The organism is Streptomyces sp. NPDC018026 (genome assembly GCF_044327745.1).
In the GTDB taxonomy this organism is placed as follows: domain Bacteria; phylum Actinomycetota; class Actinomycetes; order Streptomycetales; family Streptomycetaceae; genus Streptomyces; species Streptomyces rubrogriseus.
In genome coordinates, this window is the sequence record NZ_JBIRFY010000012.1 from 109,279 (window position 1) to 130,782 (window position 21,504).

A 21,504-nucleotide genomic window follows, 5' to 3' on the forward strand; every position below is an offset into this window, starting at 1 on the left:
GTGGACGGCTTCCCCCGTGGACGGCTCCCCTGTGGACGGCTTCCCCGTGGGTCGGCCCGGATTTCGAGCGCTACGACCCGAGGATCGAGGTCAGGAACTCGCCCACCCAGCCGAGCAGTTCCCGCCCGACCAGCGGCTTGCCGCCCACCTTCGCGGTCTTCGGGCGCGGTACGAGCACCTGGTGGGTGCCTGCCTTGATGACGCTGCCGGGGTAGAGCCGCTTGAGCCTCAGCTCCTGGGACTCGCGCAACTCCACCGGCGCGAAGCGGATGTTGTTGCCCTGGAGCACGATCTCGCCGACGGCGCACGCCCGCGCGAGCATCCGCAGACCGGCGACCAGCAGCAGGTTCTCCACCGGCTCCGGCAGCTTGCCGTAGCGGTCGACGAGTTCCTCGCGTACGGCCTTGACGTCCTCCTCGCTGTTGGCGGAGGCGATGGACCGGTAGGCCTGGAGGCGCAGCCGCTCGCCGGGCGCGTAGTCGTGCGGGACGTGCGCGTCGACGGGCAGCTCGATCTTGACCTCGAGCGGCGGTTCCTCCTCGACGCCGCCCTCCAGGGAGGCCCGGTAGTCGGCGACGGCCTCGCCGACCATCCGCACGTACAGGTCGAAGCCGACACCGGCGATGTGGCCGGACTGCTCGCCGCCGAGCAGGTTGCCCGCGCCGCGGATCTCCAGGTCCTTCATGGCCACGTACATGCCGGCACCCATCTCGGTGTGCTGGGCGATGGTGGCGAGGCGCTCGTGCGCGGTCTCCGTCAGGGGCTTCTCCGGCGGGTACAGGAAGTAGGCGTAACCGCGCTCGCGGCCACGGCCGACCCGGCCGCGCAGCTGGTGGAGCTGGCTGAGGCCGAAGTTGTCGCCGCGCTCCACGATGAGGGTGTTGGCGTTGGAGATGTCGATGCCGGACTCGACGATGGTCGTGGAGACCAGCACGTCGAACTTCTTCTCCCAGAAGTCGACGACGACCTGCTCCAGGGCCTGCTCCGACATCTGGCCGTGGGCGGTGGCGATGCGCGCCTCGGGGACGATCTCGCGCAGCTTGGCCGCCGCGCGGTCGATGGACTCGACCCGGTTGTGGATGTAGAAGACCTGGCCCTCGCGCAGCAGCTCGCGGCGGATCGCGGCGCCGATCTGCTTGTGCTCGTAGGGGCCGACGAAGGTCAGCACCGGGTGGCGCTCCTCCGGCGGGGTGGTGATCGTGGACATCTCGCGGATGCCGGTGACCGCCATCTCCAGGGTGCGCGGGATGGGGGTCGCGGACATGGTGAGCACGTCGACGTTGGCGCGCAGCTTCTTCAGCTGCTCCTTGTGCTCGACGCCGAAGCGCTGCTCCTCGTCGACGATGACCAGGCCCAGATCCTTGAACTTGGTCTCCGAGGAGAACAGGCGGTGGGTGCCGATGACGATGTCCACGGAGCCCTCGCGCAGGCCCTCCAGGGTCGCCTTGGACTCGGTGTCGGTCTGGAAGCGGGACAGCGCCTTCACGTTCACCGGGAACTGGGCGTAGCGCTCGCCGAACGTGCCGAAGTGCTGCTGCACCAGGAGCGTCGTGGGCACGAGGACGGCGACCTGCTTGCCGTCCTGGACGGCCTTGAAGGCGGCGCGGACCGCGATCTCGGTCTTGCCGTAGCCGACGTCGCCGCAGATCAGGCGGTCCATGGGGACCGTCTTCTCCATGTCGTCCTTGACCTCGGCGATGGTGGTGAGCTGGTCCGGCGTCTCCGCGTACGGGAAGGCGTCCTCCAGCTCGCGCTGCCAGGGGGTGTCCGCGCCGAACGCGTGGCCGGGCGCCGCCATCCGCGCGCTGTACAGCTTGATCAGGTCGGCGGCGATCTCCTTGACCGCCTTCTTGGCGCGGGCCTTGGTCTTGGTCCAGTCGGCGCCGCCGAGCCGGTGCAGGGTGGGGGCCTCGCCGCCGACGTACTTGGTGATCTGCTCCAGCTGGTCGGTGGGGATGTACAGCCGGTCGCCGGGCTGGCCGCGCTTGGCGGGGGCGTACTCCACGACCAGGTACTCACGGGTGGCGCCCTGGACGGTGCGCTGCACCATCTCGATGTAGCGGCCGACGCCGTGCTGCTCGTGGACGATGTAGTCGCCGGCCTCCAGGGTGAGCGGGTCGATGGTCTTGCGGCGCCGGGCCGGCATCCGCGCACCCTCGCGCCCGGCGGCCTTCTGGCCGGTCAGGTCGGTCTCGGTGAGCACCGCCAGCTTGAGGGCCGGGTCGACGAAGCCGTGGTCGATCGAGCCGCAGGAGACGTGCACGACGGAGGGGCTGAGGGTTTCGAGGTCGTTGTCCAGGCGGGCGGCGATGCCCTCGCCGCCGAGGACCTCGACGGTGCGGGAGGCGGGGCCGTGGCCCTCGGTGACGTAGACCGCGCGCCAGCCGTCGGCGAGCCAGCCCTTGGTGTCGGCCAGCGCCTTCGCGGTGTCGCCTCGGTAGGTCTCGGGGGCGTGCATGCCGAGCTTGAGGGTGTCCGAGTCGCCCTCCGCGTCCACGGCGGACGTCAGCGACTCGTCGGCGGCGAAGGGCGAGACCGACCACCACATCATGTCCAGCTCGCGGGCCCGCTCCCGGACGTCCGCGATGGACCACAGGGAGGCCGCGTCCACGTCGATCGGGGCCTCGCCGCCGCCCGCCGTGGCCGCCCAGGACGCCTGGAGGAACTCCTGCGAGGTCGCCACCAGGTCGGCGGCCCGGGTGCGCACCCGCTCGGGGTCGCAGACCAGCGACATCGACCCCTTGGGCAGTACGTCGAGGAGCAGCTCCATGTCGTCGACGAGGACGGGCGCCAGGGACTCCATGCCCTCCACCGCGATGCCCTCGGCGATCTTCCCGAGCAGTTCGCCCAGCTCGGGGTGGTCCTCGGCGAGGACGCGGGCGCGCTCGCGCACGTCGTCGGTGAGCAGCAGCTCCCGGCAGGGCGGGGCCCACAGGCCGTGCTCGGCGACCTCCAGGGAGCGCTGGTCGGCGACCTTGAAGTAGCGGATCTCCTCGACGTCGTCGCCCCAGAACTCGACCCGGAGCGGGTGCTCCTCGGTCGGCGGGAAGACGTCCAGGATGCCGCCGCGCACGGCGAACTCGCCGCGCTTCTCCACCAGCTCGACGCGCGCGTACGCCGCTGCCGCCAGGGCCTGGACGATCTCTTCCAGGTCGGCGCTCTGTCCGGTGCGCAGCGCCACGGGCTCCAGGTCGCCCAGGCCCTTGACCTGCGGCTGGAGCACGGAGCGTACGGGTGCGACGACGACGGAGACCGGGCCGGTCTCGGGGTCGTCGGGGCGGGGGTGGGCCAGGCGCCGCAGGACGGCGAGGCGGCGGCCGACGGTGTCGCTGCGCGGGCTGAGCCGCTCGTGCGGGAGGGTCTCCCAGGAGGGGTACTCCACGATGCCCTCGGGGGGCAGCAGGGAGCGCAGGGCCGCCGCCAGGTCCTCCGCCTCGCGTCCCGTCGCCGTCACCGCCAGCACCGGGCGGCCCGTCTCGCGGGCCAGGGCGGCGATCGCGAAGGGGCGGGCCGCGGGCGGGCCGACCAGGTCGACGTGCATGCGGTTGCCGTCCGCGGCCGCCGCGATCGCTTCCGCGAGGGCGGTGTCCTTGACGACGGCGTCGAGCAGACCGTGCAGGCTCATTCGGGGCGCTTTCCGTGCGGGGGTGTACAACACGACGGGCCCGACGCGCGCTGCGGGCCGGGGTGTGTCCAGCGTACGTCGATGCGCTCGGGTGCGTCGGGGGCTGTGGACGACGCCGGGTGCGTGGTGGCCGGTGCCGCGGTGGCCGTACCAGGGGGCTCCGCCCCCTGGACCCCCGGGACCTATGCCCACCCACCACCCGACTCGGTGGGCTGAAAGGCGAACGCCCGGGTGACGGACGACTCGGGGGCGCAGAGGGTGAGGGGAGAGACTCGGGGGGGCGCAGAGAGGCTCGGCGGGCTCGGGGGCTCGGGGGCTCGGGAGGGGCGGGGGCTCAGGGGGCTCGGAGGCTCGGAGGGCTCGGGAAGGGCGGAAGCTTGGGAAAGGCGGAAGCTCGGGAAGGGGAGGTGGCTCGGGAGGGAGAGGTGGCTCGGGAAGGGGAGGTGGCTGCTCGGGGCGCGGTGTGAAAAAAAGCCCGGCGCCTTCGTCCCGTTGGGACGTCGGCGCCGGGCTCTCCTCCGCAACCCCCGTGTGCGGTGGCTGTCGGGTCGGGTGCTACTCCGTCGCGATGGCGTTCAGGACGTTCATCCGGCCCGCCCGGAAGGCCGGGACCAGCGCGGCGAACAGGCCCACGAAGGCCGAGCCGATGAAGACCCCGATGATCGTCGGCCAGGGGATGTCCAGGACGTTCAGGCCCTCCAGGGCGAGCAGCTTCTGGGCCGTGGCGCCCCAGCCCATGCCCAGGCCGAGGCCGAGCAGGGCACCGAAGAGGGCGATGACCACGGACTCCATGCGGATCATGCGGCGCAGCTGGCGGCGGGAGAGGCCGATGGCCCGCATCAGGCCGATCTCCCGGGTCCGCTCGACCACCGACAGCGCCAGGGTGTTCACCACACCGAGGACGGCGACGATGATCGCCAGGGCGAGCAGGCCGTAGACCATGTTCAGCAGCTGGCCGATCTGGTCCTTCAGCTCCTGCTTGTAGTCGGTCTGGTCGGCCACCTGGTACTGCGGGTAGGCGTCCAGCGACTTCTTCAGCGCGGCGTAGGCCTGGTCGGCCTGGCCGTCCTTCGCCTTGGCGAACATGATCATGTTCGGCGGGACGTTCTCGGCCGGCAGGTACTTCTCCATCGTCTCGATGCTGATGTACCGGGCGCCCTGGTCGATGGCCACGTCGTCGCTGGTGATGGCGGCGACCTTGAGCTTCGCGGTCTCGCCGCCCTTGAAGGCGACGGAGACGGTGTCGCCGACGTGCACGCCGTGCTTCTCGGCGTAGTCCGAGCCGACCGACATGGCATCGGTGCCGTAGGCGGCGGAGAGCTTGCCCTCGGTCGTCGCGCGGCGCACGTCCTCGGCGTAGGTGGGGTCGGCGGCCGTGACGCCGTCGTCGTCCGTCTTGCCGTCGGGCGAGGTCAGCGTGGCGTCGAGCACCTTGTAGCGGGTGACGTGCTCCAGGCCGGGGGTGTCGGTCATGGCCTTCTCGGCCTGCGGCACGATCCGCTGGTTGCCCTGGACGATGAAGTCCGCGCCGACCGTCTTGTCCAGCTCGCTGGTGGCCGAGGCGACCATGGAGGAACCGACGACGGAGAGGCAGGCGACCAGCGCGAGGCCGATCATCAGGGCGGCGCCGGTGGCACCGGTGCGGCGCGGGTTGCGCAGGGCGTTGCGCTCGGCCAGGCGGCCCACGGGGCCGAAGGCCCGCAGCAGCACCGCGCTGATCACCCGCACCACGAACCCGGCCAGCAGCGGGCCGATGACGACGAAGCCGATGAGCGAGAGCACGATGCCCGCGCCGAGCATCAGCGAGCCGTCGCTCGCCTTGTCGGCGGAGGCGGCCGTGAGCAGGGCGGCGACGCCGGAGCCGGTGAGCACCAGGCCGATCAGGCCGCGTATCCAGCCCGCCTTGGCGTCGGCCGGGGTACCGGCGTCGCGCAGGGCGGCCATCGGGGAGATCTTCCCCGCCCGGCGGGCCGGCAGGTAGGCGGCCAGGACGGTGACGACGACGCCGAGGATCAGGCCGGTCACGGGGGTCGCCGTCTTGATGGTGAGGTCGTCGGTGGACAGGTTCATGCCCGCCGCCGACATCAGCTTCATCAGGCCGATGGCGATGCCGACACCGGCCGCGACACCGAGGACCGAGCCGACGATGCCGAGGAGCAGCGCCTCGACCAGCACCGAGCGGTTGACCTGCCGGCGGGAGGAGCCGATGGCCCGCATCAGCCCGATCTCGCGGGTGCGCTGGGCGACCAGCATGGAGAAGGTGTTGATGATCAGGAAGATGCCGACCAGGAACGCGATCCCGGCGAAGCCGAGCATGGCGTACTTGATGACGTCCATGAACTCGCCGACGTCCGCGCGGCCTTCGTCGGACGCCTCCTTGGCTGTCTGGATCTTGAACGTGTCCCCCAGGGCGCCGGACACGTTCTGCTTGAGCTGCGCGTCGGTGACACCGGCGGCGGCGGTGACGTTGAACTGGCTGAACCGGTCCGCGCCGCCGAGCAGTTCACGCTGGGCGGTGGCGGTGTCGAAGTAGACGACCGCGGCACCGGGGTTGGTCACGGTGAAGGAGGCGATGCCGACGATCTTCGCCTTGAAGTCGCCGGTCTGCGCGATGGTGCGCAGCTCGTCGCCGATCTTCAGGTCGTGCTTGTCGGCGGTGTCGGAGTCGACCATCGTCTCGGTCGGGCCGCGCGGGGCGTGGCCCGAGGTGATCTCCATGGACCGCAGGTCGTTCTTGGTCCAGTTCCCGGCGATGGTGGGAGCTCCGCTGGTGGCCCCCACGTTGTCGTTGTCGGAGTTGACGACGGTCACGTTCATCGAGACGACCGCGCCCTCGACGGACTCCACGCCGTCGGCCGAACGGATCTTCTCCAGCGTCGACGCCGGCAGCGACTCGGGTACCCCGTTCTGCGGGGTGTCCTCGGCCTTGACGTCCTTCGGGGCGACCGACACGTCCGAGGAGGTGACCGCGAACAGCTTGTCGAAGGTGGTGTTCATCGTGTCGGTGAACACCAGGGTTCCGCACACGAACGCCACCGACAGCAGCACCGCCACCGCCGAGAGCGCCATGCGGCCCTTGTGCGCGAGGAAGTTGCGCATCGAGGTCTTCACGACGGTCATGACGTGCGCCCCCGGGCGTCGAAGTCCTTCATGCGGTCCAGCACGGCCTCCGCGGTGGGCTTGTGCATCTCGTCCACGATCCGGCCGTCGGCGAGGTACAGCACCCGGTCCGCGTAGCTGGCGGCCACCGGGTCGTGGGTGACCATCACGATGGTCTGGCCCAGCTCGGTGACCGAGCGGCGCAGGAAGCCGAGCACTTCGGCACCCGCGCGCGAGTCCAGGTTTCCGGTCGGCTCGTCACCGAAGATGATCTCGGGCTGGGCGGCCAGGGCCCGGGCCACCGCGACCCGCTGCTGCTGGCCGCCGGAGAGCTGGGTGGGCCGGTGCTTGAGCCGCCCCGCGAGCCCCACGGTCTCCACCACCCGGTCCAGCCACGCGCGGTCGTACTTGCGGCCGGCGATGTCCATGGGCAGCGTGATGTTCTCGATCGCGTTGAGCGTCGGGAGCAGGTTGAACGCCTGGAAGATGAAGCCGATCCGGTCCCGGCGCAGCTGCGTGAGCTTCTTGTCCTTCAGGCCGGTGATCTCGGTCTCGTCGAGGTAGATCTGCCCGCCGGTGACGGTGTCCAGGCCGGCCAGGCAGTGCATCAGCGTGGACTTGCCGGACCCCGAGGGGCCCATGATCGCGGTGAACTGGCCGCGCGCGATGTCCACGTCCACGTGGTCGAGGGCGACCACCCGGGTCTCGCCCGATCCATAGGCCTTCACGACCTGCCGCGCTCGCGCGGCAACGGCCGTACGCCCTCCAGTGCTCCCGTGCGTGGGAATACTTACGGCCGATGTCATGTCAAGTCTCCTATGTCGGTCATCGAGTGAGCTGCCGGTGCCCGGCGCGGCGGTCGTCCCGCCGCGCAGGTGCCTCGCTGCTGTCTCGAAGAGTCTGTCCGGAACCGGGGGCCGGCCGCGCTGGTGTTCAGCGCAGTCTTTTACTGAGGAAAACCCCACCCCCGCGGGTCCGGTTCACCGCCCCCCTGCGGCGTAAAGCCAGATTAAGGACGCCCCCGGCCCCGTCTCGTCCTCCGTCGGTACGAACCCTCCCCGACCCGTAGTACGGAGGTACCCCTAAGGGCAGTCCACCCTTCGGTGGAGTGCGTCTCGGGGTCGCCCTCCACCCTGAGACGCAACGAGCGTCCACCCGGGCACATACCGACCGATCAGTTTGGCCAAAACGCAGCGTGCTCCCCAACCCGCGAGTAACGTGCCTGGCTCCCGCCCCCCACCTCCTGCGGTCCACCGCTCGGACCCTAGCCGCGCAAGGAGAACCGGGATGTCCTACGACCCGTCCCCGTCGTACCCGCACCGCCCGCCACCACCACCGCCACCGCCCCCGTACGCCCCGACGCCCCACGCCCACCACACCTCCCACCGCGCCTCCCGCCGCGACCCGTTGGGCCGCCACAGCGACCTGCGGATCCTGCGCAGTGCCTACCGCCGGCAGCGGCGCACCGCCACGCTCGCCGCGCTCGGCTACTTCACCCTCTTCCTGCTCCTGTCCGCGTACGCCCCCGGGCCGATGACCGGCACCGCCGTCGGCGGACTGCCCACCGGACTGCTGCTCGCCCTGGTCCAGCTCCCCGTCACCTGGCTGGCGATCGCGCTGTACGAGCACACCGCCCGGCGCCGTGTCGACCCGCTCGCGGACCGCATCCGCAAGGAGGCCGAGCTGGACGCGCGGCGGGGGGCGGGACGGTGACGGAGTTCAGCGGCAACGCCCAGACGATGTCCCTGGTCGGCTTCACCGCCGTCGCCACCGTCACGCTGCTGCTGTGCGTGATGACCGGGCCGGACCGGGACGACCTCGACGAGTTCTACACCGGGTACGGCTCCCTGTCGCCCATGCGCAACGGCCTCGCGATCGCCGGCGACTACATCTCGGCGGCGTCCGTGCTCGGCACGGGCGGTGTCGTCGCCCTCTTCGGCCACGACGGCGTCGTCCTGGCGCTGAGCACCGCGCTGTCGCTGATGCTGCTGATGTTCCTGCTGGCCGAACCCCTGCGCAACGCGGGCCGGTTCACCATGGGCGACGCCCTCGCCCGCCGGATGCCGGGGCGCGCCGTCCGCATGACGGCCTGCGCCGTGACCCTCGCCGCGCTGCTGCCGCTGATGCTGGTGCAGCTCGCGGGCACCGGCCAACTGCTCGCCTTCGTCCTCGGCTTCTCCGGCGCGTCCCTGCAGACCGGCTGCATCATCGGCCTGGGCGTGCTGATGATCAGCTACGCGGCGATCGGCGGGATGAAGGGCACCGCCCTCATCCAGATCCTCAAGATCGTGATGCTGCTCGGCTCGGGCCTGGTGGTCGCCGCGCTGATCCTGCACCGCTTCCACTGGGACCCCGCCGCGCTGTTCGACGCGGCGGCGGACAACAGCGGCGTGGGGTCGGCGTTCCTGAACTCCGGCCTCCAGTTCGCGGGCGGCCCCCACCCGGACGCGGACATGATCTCCTCGCAGCTCACCGTCGTCCTCGGCGGCGCCTGCCTCCCCCACGTCACCATGCGCATGTACACCGCCTCCTCCGCCCGCCAGGTGCGCCGCTCGATGTCCTGGGCGGTGTCCGGCGTGGCACTGTTCGTGCTGGTCGTCACGGTGATCGGCTTCGGTGCGACGGCACTGGTGGGGCGGGCGGCCGTCGCCGGGATCGACCCCCAGGGCAACACCGCCTACCTGCTGGGCTCCCAGGCCGCCTTCGGCGCGGAGGTCTCCACCGCGGAAACGTTCCTGTTCACGACCGTCACCACGGCCGTCTTCCTCACCCTGCTCGCCTCCGTCGGCGGCATGATCCTCGCCTGCGCCAACTCCCTGGCCCACGACGTCTTCGCCGCCCGCGTCCAGGAGATGTCGCCGCGCCGCGAGATGACCCTCGCCCGCGTCTCCGCCCTGGCCGTCGGCATCCCGGCGATCGTCCTGGCCACCCTCGTCCAGCACCGCAGCCTCCAGCCGCTGGTGACCCTGTCCTTCTGCCTGGGCGCCTCGGCCATCGCGCCCGCCCTGGTCTACGGCCTCTTCTGGCGCCGCTACACGCGCGCCGGACTGCTCTGCACCCTGATCGGGGGCTCGCTGGCCGTGCTGCTGCTGATGCCGGGCACCAACCTGGTCTCCGGCTCGCCGGTGTCCGCCTTCCCCAAGGCCGACTTCAACTGGTTCCCGTTCACCACGACGGGCCTGGTCTCCATCCCGCTGGGCTTCGCCTGCGGCTGGCTCGGCACGATGCTCTCCGGCCGGCGCAAGGCGCAGGAGCAGCGCCGGCACTACGAGGCGGTGGAGGGCTGGATCCTGGCGGGCGCGGTACGCCGGGGGGACTGACCGCGCGGCAGGCAGGTACACGCAGAGGACGGCGCGCCGTACGCGGCGGCATCACGGCGCGGGCGTCAATCCACCTCCACCGCACGCCCCGTCAGCGCATGGAGACTGCTGCGTACGGAGGCCATGTGGGCCTGCAACTCGTCCCACCGCTCCCCGTGCTCGCGCAGCACCCGTTCCGTGTCGCGGGCGATGCGCTCGCGACGCGCCCGGGCCTCGGCGACCACCTCGGCCGCCCGGTCCCGGGCCTCCTCCTGCCGCCGCCCGGCCGCCTCCCGGGCGTCGGCATCCCGGCGATCGTCCTGGCCACCCTCGTCCAGCACCGCAGCCTCCAGCCGCTGGTGACCCTGTCCTTCTGCCTGGGCGCCTCGGCCATCGCGCCCGCCCTGGTCTACGGCCTCTTCTGGCGCCGCTACACGCGCGCCGGACTGCTCTGCACCCTGATCGGGGGCTCGCTGGCCGTGCTGCTGCTGATGCCGGGCACCAACCTGGTCTCCGGCTCGCCGGTGTCCGCCTTCCCCAAGGCCGACTTCAACTGGTTCCCGTTCACCACGACGGGCCTGGTCTCCATCCCGCTGGGCTTCGCCTGCGGCTGGCTCGGCACGATGCTCTCCGGCCGGCGCAAGGCGCAGGAGCAGCGCCGGCACTACGAGGCGGTGGAGGGCTGGATCCTGGCGGGCGCGGTACGCCGGGGGGACTGACCGCGCGGCAGGCAGGTACACGCAGAGGACGGCGCGCCGTACGCGGCGGCATCACGGCGCGGGCGTCAATCCACCTCCACCGCACGCCCCGTCAGCGCATGGAGACTGCTGCGTACGGAGGCCATGTGGGCCTGCAACTCGTCCCACCGCTCCCCGTGCTCGCGCAGCACCCGTTCCGTGTCGCGGGCGATGCGCTCGCGACGCGCCCGGGCCTCGGCGACCACCTCGGCCGCCCGGTCCCGGGCCTCCTCCTGCCGCCGCCCGGCCGCCTCCCGGGCGTCGGCCAGCTCCTGCTCCGCCTCGCGCACTCCCTGCTCCGCACGGGCCACCAGCTCCGCGTGGTGGGCGTCCAGGGCCCGCGCGCGCTCCTCCTCGGTCCGCTCCGCGGCAGCCCACCGCTCGGCCAGTTCCCTGCTCTGCTCGGCGGCCGTCCCGGCGGTTCGCCTGCGCATCTCGCGCAGCGCGGACAACGCCTCCGCGCGCCCCTCCTTCACCTCGCGCCGCGCTCCGATCCGCGCCTCGTCCGCCTCCGCCCGGGCCGCGAGCAGCCGTTGCCGGGCCCGTTCGTCGGCCTCGGCCCGTACGGCATCGGCGTGCGCCCGGGCCGCCTCCCGCACGCCGTCGGCGTACGCCCGTGACTCGTCCACCAGCCCCTGCGCGGCACCGCGCGCCCGCTCGCGCACCGCCGCGGCCTCCTCCTCGCCGAGCCGGAACAGCTCCCGCGCCCGCTCCCCCAGCACCTCGTAGTCCTGCGAGGCGAGCTGCGCGACCACCTCCTCCAGGTCTCCCAGGTCCTCCTCCATCTCCCTGGCCAGCACAGTGAGCCGGGCGGCCCGTTCCCAGGCCGCGTCGCGCTCCTCGGAGAGGGCCGCGGCGCACGCCTCGACCTGCTCCGGACGGTAACCGCGCTCACGCCCGCGTACGGTCGCGAAACCGTGGGGAGACGCCGATGCACCGCTCATGCCCATCACCCCTCAATCACCCTGTGCGTCCCGCCCGTGGTGAACCTGCCGCACCTCATGGACATACATGGACCCACCTGGACCTACATGGACCTCACCGACTTTATGGATCGGATGTAAGCCCACATAATCCGACACACCGCACACAAAGGGGCGGGGCCCGGTCGACTCACAGGTCGACCGGGCCCCGCCCGTCGGGTACGTCAGCGGCGCGGACGCCTCACAGCAGCCCGTCCCACATCTGCTCCAGCAGCACGGACCACCAGCTCTCCGGCGAGCCGAGCGCCGCCGGGTCCAGCGCGGCCAACTGCGCCTGGAAGTCCACCGTCCAGCGACCCGCCTGCTCCTGGTTCAGACCGAACCTGAGCCGCCACATCCGGCCCAGCAGCGCCAGACAGCGCGCGAACTCCGGCAGCCCCGTGTTCACGAACTGCGGCGGCACGGGCGCACCGCCCGGACCGGCCTCCACCGGGACCGCGACGATGGCCGCCGTGCCGTACTGCACACAGATCGCCCGGCCGAAGTCGCTGCCCACGACGAGGTACGACCCCGCGTCCGAGGCCGGCTGCACACCGCGCTCGGCCGCCAGCTCCGCCAGCGTCGGCACCGGCCGCCCCGGCTGGGCCTGCGCCCAGAAGAACGGCCCCATGTCCATCGGCAGCCCCGCGGCCACCAGCGTGTGCGCCACGGCCGGCGGCACCCCCTGCCGGGACACCGCGGCCTGCTCGAACCGGAAGACCCCCGGCCCGAACGCGCCGGCCAGCTCCTGCCCGACGGCCTCCGGCGGAACCGGCGGCGCGGGCTGCACCTGCGCCAGCGGAGCGCGCACCGGCGCCGGACGCGCCGGCCCGTCGGCCACCTGGTGCAGCTCGCCCTGGTGCGCCAGCAGTTGCTGCATGCCCTGCTGCCTGCTCGCGTGGTCCAGGCCGTACGGCGCGATCGAGGTGATCCGCGCCTGCGGCCACTGCTCCCGGATCATCCGCGCGCAGTACGCGCCCGGCAGCTCGCACGACTCCAGCTCGGTGTGCAGTTCGAGGACCTGGTCCGGCGGCACGTTCATGGAGCGCAGCTCGTGGAACATCTGCCACTCCGGGTGCGGCGTACCCGGCGCGGAACGCCGGATCAGCTGCTGCTCGGAGCCGTCCTGCGCGCGGTAGCGGAGCACGGCCTGGTAGCCGGGCCCGACGGTCGGCTGACCGGTGGGCTGCGGCGGATACCCGTACGCCGGCGGCTGACCCGGCACGGGCTGCCCGGGCGGCGGCGGTACGGCACCGGGCGGGGCGGGTACGGCACCGGGCGGGGGCGGCGGCGCGCCGATGCCGCCGGGGCCGCCCAGGGAGGGCGCGGCCAGCACGGTCTGCGCGTGGTGCACGGCACCGCCCGCACCCCCCGCGGAACCCTGCGCACCGGGCGCACCCGGAGCGGCCGGGGGAGGCGGCGGCGCACCCGGACCGGAAGGCGCGCCCGGCGCACCCGGAGCGCCCGGCGCCCCTGGAGCGGCGGGGGCACCGGGAGGCCCGGGCGGGCCGGGAGGGTTGGGCGGTCCGGGGGGACCGGGGGGCTGCGGGGCACCGCCGCCCGTCCGGCCCGGGTCGGCCAGCATCGTGGCGGCGTGGTGCATCCCGCCCGGCGGCGTCCCACCCGGCGCGTTCGGCGCGCTCGGCGGAGGCGGGGTCCCCGGAGCGCTCGGCGGAGGCGTGGCCCCCGGCGCGGGCGGCGTGCCCGGAGCGCTGGGCGGAGGCGGCGTGCCCGGGCCGCCCGGGCCCTCGGGACCGAGCGACGACACCAGCTGGGTCGGCACGTACCCGCCCGCCGGGGTGCCCGGCGCGGGCGTCCCCGACGGCGCCGGCGTGCTCCCCGGACGCGCGCCCGGCGCACCCGGGGCGCTCGGCGGAGGCGGCGTGGACGAGCCACCGCCACGGCGCGGCGGAGGCGTCGCCTTGCTGGTCGCGGCGTCGGCGATGTCCCCGGCGCCCGGCGCGAACGGCCGGGGCGGCGTGGCGGGCGCCCCAGGACCGGCGGGCGGCTGGGCCGGGGGCTGAGCCGGGGCCGCGGGCGGCGGCGTACCCGCCCCGCCCGGCACGCCCGGCACGCCCGGCACGCCCGGCACGCCCGGCACGCCCGGCGCGTTCGGGTCGCCGATCGCCGGCGAGAGCGCCGTCGGCGGAAGCTGGCTGCCGCCCGACATCAGCGCCGTCTTGGCCTCCGGCGTCGTCGAGGGCGGCGGCGTGTCGTCGTCGACACCGCTCAACGGCGGCGCGAACACGGTCTGCGGCAGCGGTACGGAACGGTCCTCACCGGCGTCCGCGTTGGTGTCCGTCCCGGCCCAGGGCGTCGCCCCGGCGGGCGCACCCGGCGCACCCGGCGCACCCGGGGCATACGGCTCACTCGGGACACCGGACGCGCCCGCACCCGCGCCGGAGCCACCGGCGGACGACCCGGAGCCCGCCGCCGGCCACCCGGCACCGCTCCCGGACGACCCCGGCCCCGCCACGGGCGCCGACCCAGACGCCGCGGGAGCCGAGGGCACCCCGGCCTGCGTCTGCGGAAGCCCGCCACCGGGACCGCCCGCGCCTGCGGTGTCACCACCCTCGCCGTCGCCCCGCCGGCGATCCGGAATACCGATCCGGTCCGCCGCCTCCTGCAACCACTCCGGCGGACTCAGCAAGAAGGACGTCTGATTCAGGTCCACCCGCGCCGCGGGCGCCGCGGCCGGCGCCTGCGCCTCCTCGGGACGGCCGTACTCCTCCTCGTACCGGCGGATCACCTCGCCCACCGGAAGCGACGGCCACAGCGTCGCCTCGCCACTGTCCCGGGCGATCACCAGCCGCTGCGCACCCCCGTCCGAACGGGGACCGTCCGCCCGGTCCTCGGCCCACACCACGAACCCGAGGTCGAACTCCCGCACCCGCACCTCACGGTGCTGGTACGCAGGCAGCTCGCCGTTGACCCACTCCTCCGCGCGCTCCTGCGCCTGCGCGAACGTCACCATCGTCAGCTCACTCCCCCACCGAAGACGCGGAAGACGCCGGGGACACCGCCGTCACGGGCACCGCACGCGCGAAACCGCCGTCCACCATCAGGTTCGCCACCGTCTCCAGCTCCGGCGGGGAACCCGCCAGCCGGGACAGGAACGCGTCGAAGTCCTCACCGCAGGGCAGCAGCAGCCGCTCCACACGATCCGCCGGCGGCCACGACGGGTCCACGTCCCGCACGTCGTCGTAGGCGCAGAACCACACCGAACCGATCCGCTCGCCCTTCACCTTCACCGCGAGCAGACCACCCTGGACGAAGGCGACGCCCAGGTAGTCCTTCGTCAGATGGTCCCGCAGACACTTGTTCACATAGACCAGGTCGTTGACCGCCGCCTCCTCACGCACCGTGAAGAACGGCTGGTCCACCAGCAGCCCCAGCTCCGCGTCGAGCGCCGTACCCACCGGCGCACAGCCGCCCGCCGCCTTCAGGAACGACCGGTAGGCGCCCGGCAGCCGGTACCCGAGGTCCTCCTCGACGCCCTGCACCTGCTGCTCCGTGACGGCCACACCCGACTTCGGCAGACCGAAGTGCACGGGACGCGTCTCCTGCAACGGCCGCGTGCCGCGCTTGGCCTGGTCCACCACCGCCGTCGAGATCCCGCCGTGGTGCCGCAGCAGCGCCTTCACCTCGACCGGAACCAGCTCCATGCGCCGCGAACCGGCCACGTGGTGCCACGTCCAGCCGTGCGGCGTCGCCACCGCGGGCACCGTGTCCCACAGCTCGTGCCCCGAGGCCGACAGGGCCGCGTTCGCCGACACGTAGTCCGTGAGCCGCAACTCGTCGACCCCGAACCCCTCCGGCGGATCCGCGATCTCCGCGACCGCACGGGCGTACGGCGAGAACTCGGGGTAACCACCCGCGTCCACCCGTACCCCTCTCGGGTGACGGGCCGCACGCACCGGATCCGGGAAATGCACGACCTGCCCGGCGTAGGCCGCGTTCGGCGGCGCGGCTGCTTGCCCGAGCCGACCTGTCGTCATGGCGGTTGCCCCCTGCGGCGTCTGTCTGCTGCCAGATCCGTCTGATCTGCCTGCACTGTCTGGATTCACCGCGTGCGAGCGCGGTGCCGACAGCCTATGCGGTACGACGAGAGGGGTCACCGGCGCCGGACCCCGCACCCGGCACGCCGGGCCTCCACTTCCGTGACCAGACGTCACCCTCCCGTGACACACCGCCCATACCCGGGCGTGTCACCCCGCCCCAGCTTCCGCAGCAGCCCCGGGATTTGGCACTCTGTGACCTTCGGGGGGATGCTCAGGAGGGGAAGACGATCATGAGTGCGACACAGACGGGACCCGACACCGGGCGGTCCGACGACCCCCGCGGCGGCGACCCACGCATCGGCTGGAGCAGCACCGACACCCTCCAGACCCCCACCCTCCGGCACCGCCGCGACGGCATACTCCCGACCGTCGCCGCCGCCCTCTCCGTACGCGGCACCACCCTCACCGGCACCGCGACGCGCGCCGACACGCCGCCCGCCCTGCACCACCTCGTGCAGGACTTCCTCGACACCCTCACCAGCGGCCAACGAGACCGTTACACCGGCCGCTGCGCCGAGACGATCCTCATCTCACGGCACCTGGCCACCGCGGACGCCGCCCGCAGCAAACGCGCCGCACGAAAACCCATGACCAACGGCGAAGCCCGCAAGGCACTCAAACACGCCAAGCTCACCACCCGCCGCATCCGCGAGGACGGCGACCCCCTCCACGGCGCCTTCGCCGCACCGTGCCGCGCCTGCACCGCCCTCAGCGCACACTTCGGCGTCCGCGTCGTCGACCCCGCGACGGAGAAGGACTGACCGAGCAGATCGCGCAGATCGAGCCGAACCAGCCGAACCAGCCGACCAGCCGACCAGCCGACCAGCCGACCGAAACGAACCAAGGGCCGATGCAAGCCGACCGCACCTCCACCACCCGCTTCCCCGTCCCCGTCGACGCCGCACTGCGCGACGCCGGCTGGCAGCCGGGGCGCTGGGACATCAAACAGGCCGAGATCTGGGCCGACATCCTGCGCGAACACAGCTCACCCGCGGGACACCGCCACTCCGTCTTCCCCGCCGCCGTGGAGGCCTGGGCCGAATTCGGCGGCCTGCACATCGCACCCACCGGGCCCGGCCGCCAGATCGCCCCCGCCACCCTGCACCTCGACCCCCTGCACGGCCTCCACATGGCCCGCACCCTCGGCGACCTCGGCCGCGCCCTCGACACCCAGACCTGCCCGCTCGGCACCGAGACCGACAGCCAGGCCCTCGTCGCCATCGACGCCGAAGGCCGCGTCTACGCCCTCGACCACACCGGCGACTGGTACCTCGGCGCCACCATCGACACCGCCCTCGCCACCCTCGTCGCCGGAACCCAGCCGCCCCGCCTCTCCACCACCGGCTGACGCGAGAACCCGACGACCGGAACGGCTACGACGCCGGAATCACCGCCGACACCCGGAAACCCCCGGCATCGGTCGGCCCCGACACGAACACACCCCCCAGCGCGGCCACCCGCTCCTTCATCCCCACCAGCCCATTGCCCCCCGACGGCAACCGCGCCGACGACGCCGCCGAGGCCTCCGGCGGCGGCTCGTTCTCCACCTGCATCGCGATCTCCGACACCCGGTGCGCCAGCCGCACATGCGTCTTCGCACCCGCCGCGTGCTTGTGCACGTTCGTCAGCGCCTCCTGCACGACCCGGAACGCCGTCGACTCCACCTCCGCCGCATACGAACGCTCCGCCCCCTCCACGGACAGGTTCACGACCATCCCGGCCGCCTCCGACTGCCCGATCAACTCGTCCAGCTCCGACAGGCACGGCCCCTCCGAGGACGGCTCCCCGTCCTCCGCCGCCCGCGACGCCGCCGCCGCGGCGGCCACCCCCACCGCGGCCAGCGGCACCGACGCCCGCTCGGCCCGCGCACCGTCCCCGCCACTGCGCAGCACCCCGAGCATCTCCCGCAGCTCCGTCAGCGCCTGCCGTCCCATGTCCCCCACCAGGGCCGCGTTCTTCACCGCCTTCTCCGGATCCTTCCGGGCCACCGCCTGGAGCGCGGCCGCATGCACCACCATCAGACTCACCCGGTGCGCGACCACGTCGTGCATCTCCCGCGCGATCCGCGTGCGCTCCTCGCCGCGCGCCCACTCCGCGCGCTCCTCGGCCCGCTCGGCCAGCAACTGCAGCTCGCGCTCCAGACTGTCCGCCCGCTCCCGCAGGCTCTCCATCAGCCGGCGCCGCTGCCCCACGTACAGGCCGAGCAGCAACGGCGGCGCGGTCATCCCCAGCGAGGTCGCGATCGACGCGAACGGAAGGAACCAGTCCCCCAGGTCCAGGCCGTCCTGCGCCATGTCCTGCCCCAGCCGCACGAACGTGACGACCAGCGTCCCCAGGAACGTCATCCCGGCCAGGGCCCCGATGATCCGCCGCGGCAACTCCGAGGCCGCCAGCGTGTACAGGCCGACGACGCCCATCAGGAAGCCCATCTCGGCCGGCGTGATGGCGAGCGCCACCAGCACCACCGCGATCGGCCACTTCCGCCGCACCACCAGCACCGAACCGGCCAGCAGCCCGAAGACAACGCCCATCACCGGCGGAATCCCGGCATCCCTCGCGAACGGAATCCCCTCCGCCGCGCACTCCAGCGCGGACACGACACCGAGGCTCACATCGAGCACCGCACCGCGCCGCCTGTCCCACCACCAAGGCCCACCCCGGGCCGGTACGTGGTCTTCCCCCGTCGTGGTCATGCCTCCAGCCTACGGGCGCCGGGCGCCCCTTTTCCGGTGACTTTCGACAAACGATACGACGCGATATCCCTCGAACTGGTGAACCCCACGCCGTTCACCTCCGGAGCCGAGAATTCCGGCCGGACGGTATGCCCATGGCACGTTCACACAACAGGTACGCGACCTTCGAGTCGTACCGCCGGATCGAAGGCTGGTGGACGGGAATCGTCGCTGACGCCGTCACACGACTCCGGTAGGGTCTGACGCACGTTCCCCCGTGGTGTAACCGGCAGCACACTAGATTTTGGATCTAGCAGGACAAGGTTCGAATCCTTGCGGGGGAGCCACTGCGCGTGACCTCGTCGCGGGCCCTGGCATTCCTGTCGGGGCCCGCGCTCATGTCCGCCGCAAACCGCCCCGGTATCCTGCGGATGTCCCCACCTCCTCAACAGCCGAAGGGCATCCCGTGAGCGCCATTCGCCCGGCAGCCGTCGTCGTTCTCGCAGCGGGTGAGGGCACCCGTATGAAGTCGGCCACACCCAAGGTCCTGCACGAGCTGTGCGGCCGGTCCCTCGTGGGGCACGTGCTCGCCGCCTCCGGTGAGCTGGACCCCGAGAACCTGGTCGCCGTCGTGGGGCACGCCCGCGAGAAGGTCACCGCGCACCTCGCCGAGGTCGCCCCCGGCGTACGCACCGCCGTGCAGGAGCAGCAGAACGGCACCGGGCACGCCGTGCGGATGGGTCTGGAGGCGCTGGGCGGTGCCGTGGACGGGGTCGTGGTGGTGGTCTGCGGTGACACTCCGCTGCTGACCGGCGAGACACTCAGGGCGCTCGCGGCCACGCACACCTCCGACGGGAACGCCGTCACCGTGCTGACGGCCGAGGTACCGGACGCGACGGGCTACGGGCGGATCGTGCGGGACGGGGCCTCGGGTGCCGTCACGGCGATCGTGGAGCACAAGGACGCCTCGGAGTCGCAGCGGGCGATCCGCGAGATCAACTCGGGGGTCTTCGCCTTCGACGGGCAGCTGCTCGCGGACGCGCTGGGCAAGGTGCGGACGGACAACAGCCAGGGCGAGGAGTACCTCACGGACGTGCTCGGGATCCTGCGCGAGGCGGGGCACCGGGTGGGCGCGTCGGTGGCCGGGGACCACCGGGAGATCGCGGGGATCAACAACCGGGTGCAGCTGGCGGAGGCGCGTCGGATCCTGAACGACCGGCTGCTGACCGGGGCGATGCTGGCCGGCGTGACGGTGGTGGACCCGGCGACGACGTGGGTGGACGTGACGGTGACGTTCGAGCAGGACGTGGTCGTGCACCCGGGTACGCAGCTGCACGGCGCCACGCATCTGGCCGAGGGGTGCGAGGTCGGGCCGAACACGCGGCTCACGGACACGCACGTGGAGGCGGGGGCGCGGGTGGACAACACGGTGGCCAACGGTGCCCATGTGGGGCCGCAGGCATCCGTGGGTCCGTACGCGTATCTGCGGCCGGGCACCCGGCTCGGGCTGAAGTCGAAGATCGGTACGTTCGTGGAGGCGAAGAACGCGTCGATCGGCGAGGGGACCAAGGTCCCGCACCTGTCGTACATGGGTGACGCGACGATCGGCGAGTTCACGAACATCGGTGCCGCGAGTGTGTTCGTGAACTACGACGGGCAGGACAAACACCACACGACGATCGGCTCGCACTGCCGTACGGGTTCGGACAACATGTTTGTGGCTCCTGTCACGGTCGGGGACGGTGCCTACACCGCCGCCGGCTCGGTGATCACGAAGGACGTGCCGCCCGGTTCGCTGGCCGTGGCCCGTGGCCAGCAGCGGAATATCGAGGGTTGGGTGGCCCGGAAGCGTCCGGGGAGCGCGGCGGCGAAGGCGGCCGAGGCGGTGTCCCGCGAGGCGGGCGGCGAAGACTGACCGGAAACCGGCGCGTCGAACACGGCGTACCGTGATAAGTGCACATCCGCACCCCACCAGCTGAGACGCCCCCGCGGCCAGTCGGGAGAGCGCCCATGAGCTCAGCTGCGAACCTCTGAGGAGAAAGTGCTGTGACCGGGATCAAGACGACCGGCGAGAAGAAGATGATGCTCTTCTCCGGCCGCGCACACCCCGAGCTTGCCGAGGAGGTCGCCCAGCAGCTGGGGGTCGGGGTCGTCCCGACGAAGGCCTTCGACTTCGCCAACGGTGAGATCTATGTGCGTTATCAGGAGTCGGCGCGCGGTGCGGACTGCTTCCTGATCCAGAGCCACACGGCTCCGATCAACAAGTGGATCATGGAGCAGCTGATCATGATCGACGCGCTGAAGCGTGCGTCGGCCCGCTCCATCACGGTCATCGTGCCGTTCTACGGTTACGCGCGGCAGGACAAGAAGCACCGTGGACGTGAACCGATCTCGGCGCGTCTGATCGCGGATCTGATGAAGACCGCGGGTGCGGACCGGATTCTGACGGTGGACCTGCACACGGATCAGATCCAGGGCTTCTTCGACGGTCCGGTGGACCACCTGTTCGCGCTGCCGCTGCTGGCGGACTACGTGGGCGCGAAGGTGGACCGTTCGAAGCTGACGGTGGTCTCGCCGGACGCGGGCCGGGTGCGGGTGGCGGACCGCTGGTGCGACCGGCTGGGCGCGCCGCTGGCGATCGTGCACAAGCGGCGTGACAAGGACGTGGCGAATCAGGTCACGGTGCACGAGGTCGTGGGTGACGTGAAGGGGCGTATCTGCGTCCTGGTCGACGACATGATCGACACGGGTGGCACGATCTGTGCGGCGGCGGACGCGCTGTTCGCGCACGGTGCGGAGGACGTCATCGTGACGGCGACGCACGGTGTGCTGTCGGGTCCGGCGGCGGACCGGCTGAAGAACTCGAAGGTGAGCGAGTTCGTGTTCACGGACACGCTGCCGTCGGCGAGCGAGCTGGAGCTGGACAAGATCACGGTGCTGTCGATCGCGCCGACGATCGCGCGTGCGGTGCGTGAGGTGTTCGAGGACGGTTCGGTGACGAGCCTGTTCGACGAGCAGTGAGCATTCTGCAGTAACCGTTCTGCAGGCG

Annotated in this window: 13 protein-coding genes, 1 tRNA gene and 1 pseudogene; 8 read left to right on the forward strand and 7 right to left on the reverse strand. The window is 72.3% G+C overall.

What is annotated here, in order from left to right:
• Window positions 1-70: 70 nt before the first annotated feature.
• The 3 genes from mfd to ACH4D3_RS30695 form a co-directional block, all read right to left on the reverse strand.
• Window positions 71-3,625, reverse strand: a complete 3,555-nt coding sequence (mfd, locus tag ACH4D3_RS30685) for a transcription-repair coupling factor (protein WP_398328725.1) — start codon at window positions 3,623-3,625, stop codon at window positions 71-73.
• Window positions 3,626-4,180: 555 nt separating this feature from the next.
• Window positions 4,181-6,745: an ABC transporter permease gene (locus tag ACH4D3_RS30690; protein WP_398328728.1), complete on the reverse strand. Its 2,565-nt coding sequence runs from the start codon at window positions 6,743-6,745 to the stop codon at window positions 4,181-4,183.
• Window positions 6,742-7,530, reverse strand: coding sequence for an ABC transporter ATP-binding protein (locus ACH4D3_RS30695; RefSeq protein WP_003975700.1), 789 nt, complete (start codon window positions 7,528-7,530; stop codon window positions 6,742-6,744). Before ACH4D3_RS30695 ends, ACH4D3_RS30690 begins: the two co-directional genes overlap by 4 nt.
• A gap of 481 nt (window positions 7,531-8,011) precedes the next feature.
• On the opposite strand from ACH4D3_RS30695, the gene ACH4D3_RS30700 reads away from it, so the two are divergent.
• The 3 genes and pseudogenes from ACH4D3_RS30700 to ACH4D3_RS30710 form a co-directional block, all read left to right on the forward strand.
• Complete coding sequence (locus ACH4D3_RS30700; RefSeq protein WP_398328731.1) at window positions 8,012-8,437, forward strand: DUF485 domain-containing protein; 426 nt, start codon at window positions 8,012-8,014, stop codon at window positions 8,435-8,437.
• A complete protein-coding gene (locus tag ACH4D3_RS30705; RefSeq protein WP_398328734.1) occupies window positions 8,434-10,044 on the forward strand; it encodes a cation acetate symporter in 1,611 nt (536 codons plus the stop codon). Before ACH4D3_RS30700 ends, ACH4D3_RS30705 begins: the two co-directional genes overlap by 4 nt.
• A 278-nt stretch (window positions 10,045-10,322) precedes the next feature.
• A pseudogene (locus tag ACH4D3_RS30710) lies at window positions 10,323-10,742 on the forward strand (cation acetate symporter); the annotation flags it as partial.
• A gap of 65 nt (window positions 10,743-10,807) precedes the next feature.
• Here ACH4D3_RS30710 and ACH4D3_RS30715 read toward each other — a convergent pair.
• The 3 genes from ACH4D3_RS30715 to ACH4D3_RS30725 all read right to left on the reverse strand — a co-directional run bounded on the left by ACH4D3_RS30715 (window position 10,808) and on the right by ACH4D3_RS30725 (window position 15,720).
• Window positions 10,808-11,704 carry a cellulose-binding protein gene (locus ACH4D3_RS30715; RefSeq protein ID WP_398328737.1) on the reverse strand — a complete coding sequence of 299 codons (897 nt, stop codon included), beginning with the start codon at window positions 11,702-11,704 and terminating at the stop codon, window positions 10,808-10,810.
• A gap of 220 nt (window positions 11,705-11,924) precedes the next feature.
• On the reverse strand, window positions 11,925-14,696 hold the full coding sequence (locus ACH4D3_RS30720; RefSeq protein WP_398328740.1) for an SUKH-4 family immunity protein: 2,772 nt from the start codon (window positions 14,694-14,696) through the stop codon (window positions 11,925-11,927).
• Between the two features lie 7 nt (window positions 14,697-14,703).
• Window positions 14,704-15,720 carry an SMI1/KNR4 family protein gene (locus ACH4D3_RS30725; protein WP_398328743.1) on the reverse strand — a complete coding sequence of 339 codons (1,017 nt, stop codon included), beginning with the start codon at window positions 15,718-15,720 and terminating at the stop codon, window positions 14,704-14,706.
• 293 nt (window positions 15,721-16,013) lie between these two features.
• Between ACH4D3_RS30725 and ACH4D3_RS30730 the strand changes: the two genes are divergently transcribed.
• Together ACH4D3_RS30730 and ACH4D3_RS30735 are read left to right on the forward strand one after the other, a co-directional pair.
• Entirely contained in the window at window positions 16,014-16,544 is a 531-nt protein-coding gene (locus tag ACH4D3_RS30730; protein ID WP_003975696.1) for a YwqJ-related putative deaminase, read from the forward strand.
• An 89-nt stretch (window positions 16,545-16,633) separates the two neighbouring features.
• On the forward strand, window positions 16,634-17,131 hold the full coding sequence (locus tag ACH4D3_RS30735) for an SUKH-3 domain-containing protein (RefSeq protein WP_398328746.1): 498 nt from the start codon (window positions 16,634-16,636) through the stop codon (window positions 17,129-17,131).
• A 25-nt stretch (window positions 17,132-17,156) separates the two neighbouring features.
• On the opposite strand, the gene ACH4D3_RS30740 is transcribed toward ACH4D3_RS30735, so the two are convergent.
• Window positions 17,157-18,476, reverse strand: a complete 1,320-nt coding sequence (locus ACH4D3_RS30740) for a sensor histidine kinase (RefSeq protein WP_398328749.1) — start codon at window positions 18,474-18,476, stop codon at window positions 17,157-17,159.
• A gap of 250 nt (window positions 18,477-18,726) precedes the next feature.
• Between ACH4D3_RS30740 and ACH4D3_RS30745 the strand changes: the two genes are divergently transcribed.
• The 3 genes from ACH4D3_RS30745 (at window position 18,727) to ACH4D3_RS30755 (ending at window position 21,476) form a co-directional block, all read left to right on the forward strand.
• Window positions 18,727-18,802: transfer RNA gene (locus tag ACH4D3_RS30745), tRNA-Gln, on the forward strand.
• 119 nt (window positions 18,803-18,921) lie between these two features.
• Window positions 18,922-20,370: a bifunctional UDP-N-acetylglucosamine diphosphorylase/glucosamine-1-phosphate N-acetyltransferase GlmU gene (glmU, locus tag ACH4D3_RS30750; RefSeq protein ID WP_398328752.1), complete on the forward strand. Its 1,449-nt coding sequence runs from the start codon at window positions 18,922-18,924 to the stop codon at window positions 20,368-20,370.
• A 131-nt stretch (window positions 20,371-20,501) separates the two neighbouring features.
• Entirely contained in the window at window positions 20,502-21,476 is a 975-nt protein-coding gene (locus ACH4D3_RS30755; RefSeq protein WP_115742529.1) for a ribose-phosphate diphosphokinase, read from the forward strand.
• Window positions 21,477-21,504 lie beyond the last annotated feature (28 nt).

Bases quoted from the DNA above. Each gene is read 5' to 3' on its own strand.
- ACH4D3_RS30690 (WP_398328728.1), bottom strand. From the start codon at position 6,745: ATGACCGTCGTGAAGACCTCGATGCGCAACTTCCTCGCGCACAAGGGC.
- ACH4D3_RS30700 (WP_398328731.1), top strand. From the start codon at position 8,012: ATGTCCTACGACCCGTCCCCGTCGTACCCGCACCGCCCGCCACCACCA.
- mfd (WP_398328725.1), bottom strand. From the start codon at position 3,625: ATGAGCCTGCACGGTCTGCTCGACGCCGTCGTCAAGGACACCGCCCTC.
- ACH4D3_RS30730 (WP_003975696.1), top strand. From the start codon at position 16,014: ATGAGTGCGACACAGACGGGACCCGACACCGGGCGGTCCGACGACCCC.
- ACH4D3_RS30725 (WP_398328743.1), bottom strand. From the start codon at position 15,720: ATGACGACAGGTCGGCTCGGGCAAGCAGCCGCGCCGCCGAACGCGGCC.
- ACH4D3_RS30695 (WP_003975700.1), bottom strand. From the start codon at position 7,530: ATGACATCGGCCGTAAGTATTCCCACGCACGGGAGCACTGGAGGGCGT.
- ACH4D3_RS30720 (WP_398328740.1), bottom strand. From the start codon at position 14,696: ATGGTGACGTTCGCGCAGGCGCAGGAGCGCGCGGAGGAGTGGGTCAAC.
- ACH4D3_RS30715 (WP_398328737.1), bottom strand. From the start codon at position 11,704: ATGAGCGGTGCATCGGCGTCTCCCCACGGTTTCGCGACCGTACGCGGG.
- ACH4D3_RS30735 (WP_398328746.1), top strand. From the start codon at position 16,634: ATGCAAGCCGACCGCACCTCCACCACCCGCTTCCCCGTCCCCGTCGAC.
- ACH4D3_RS30740 (WP_398328749.1), bottom strand. From the start codon at position 18,476: ATGACCACGACGGGGGAAGACCACGTACCGGCCCGGGGTGGGCCTTGG.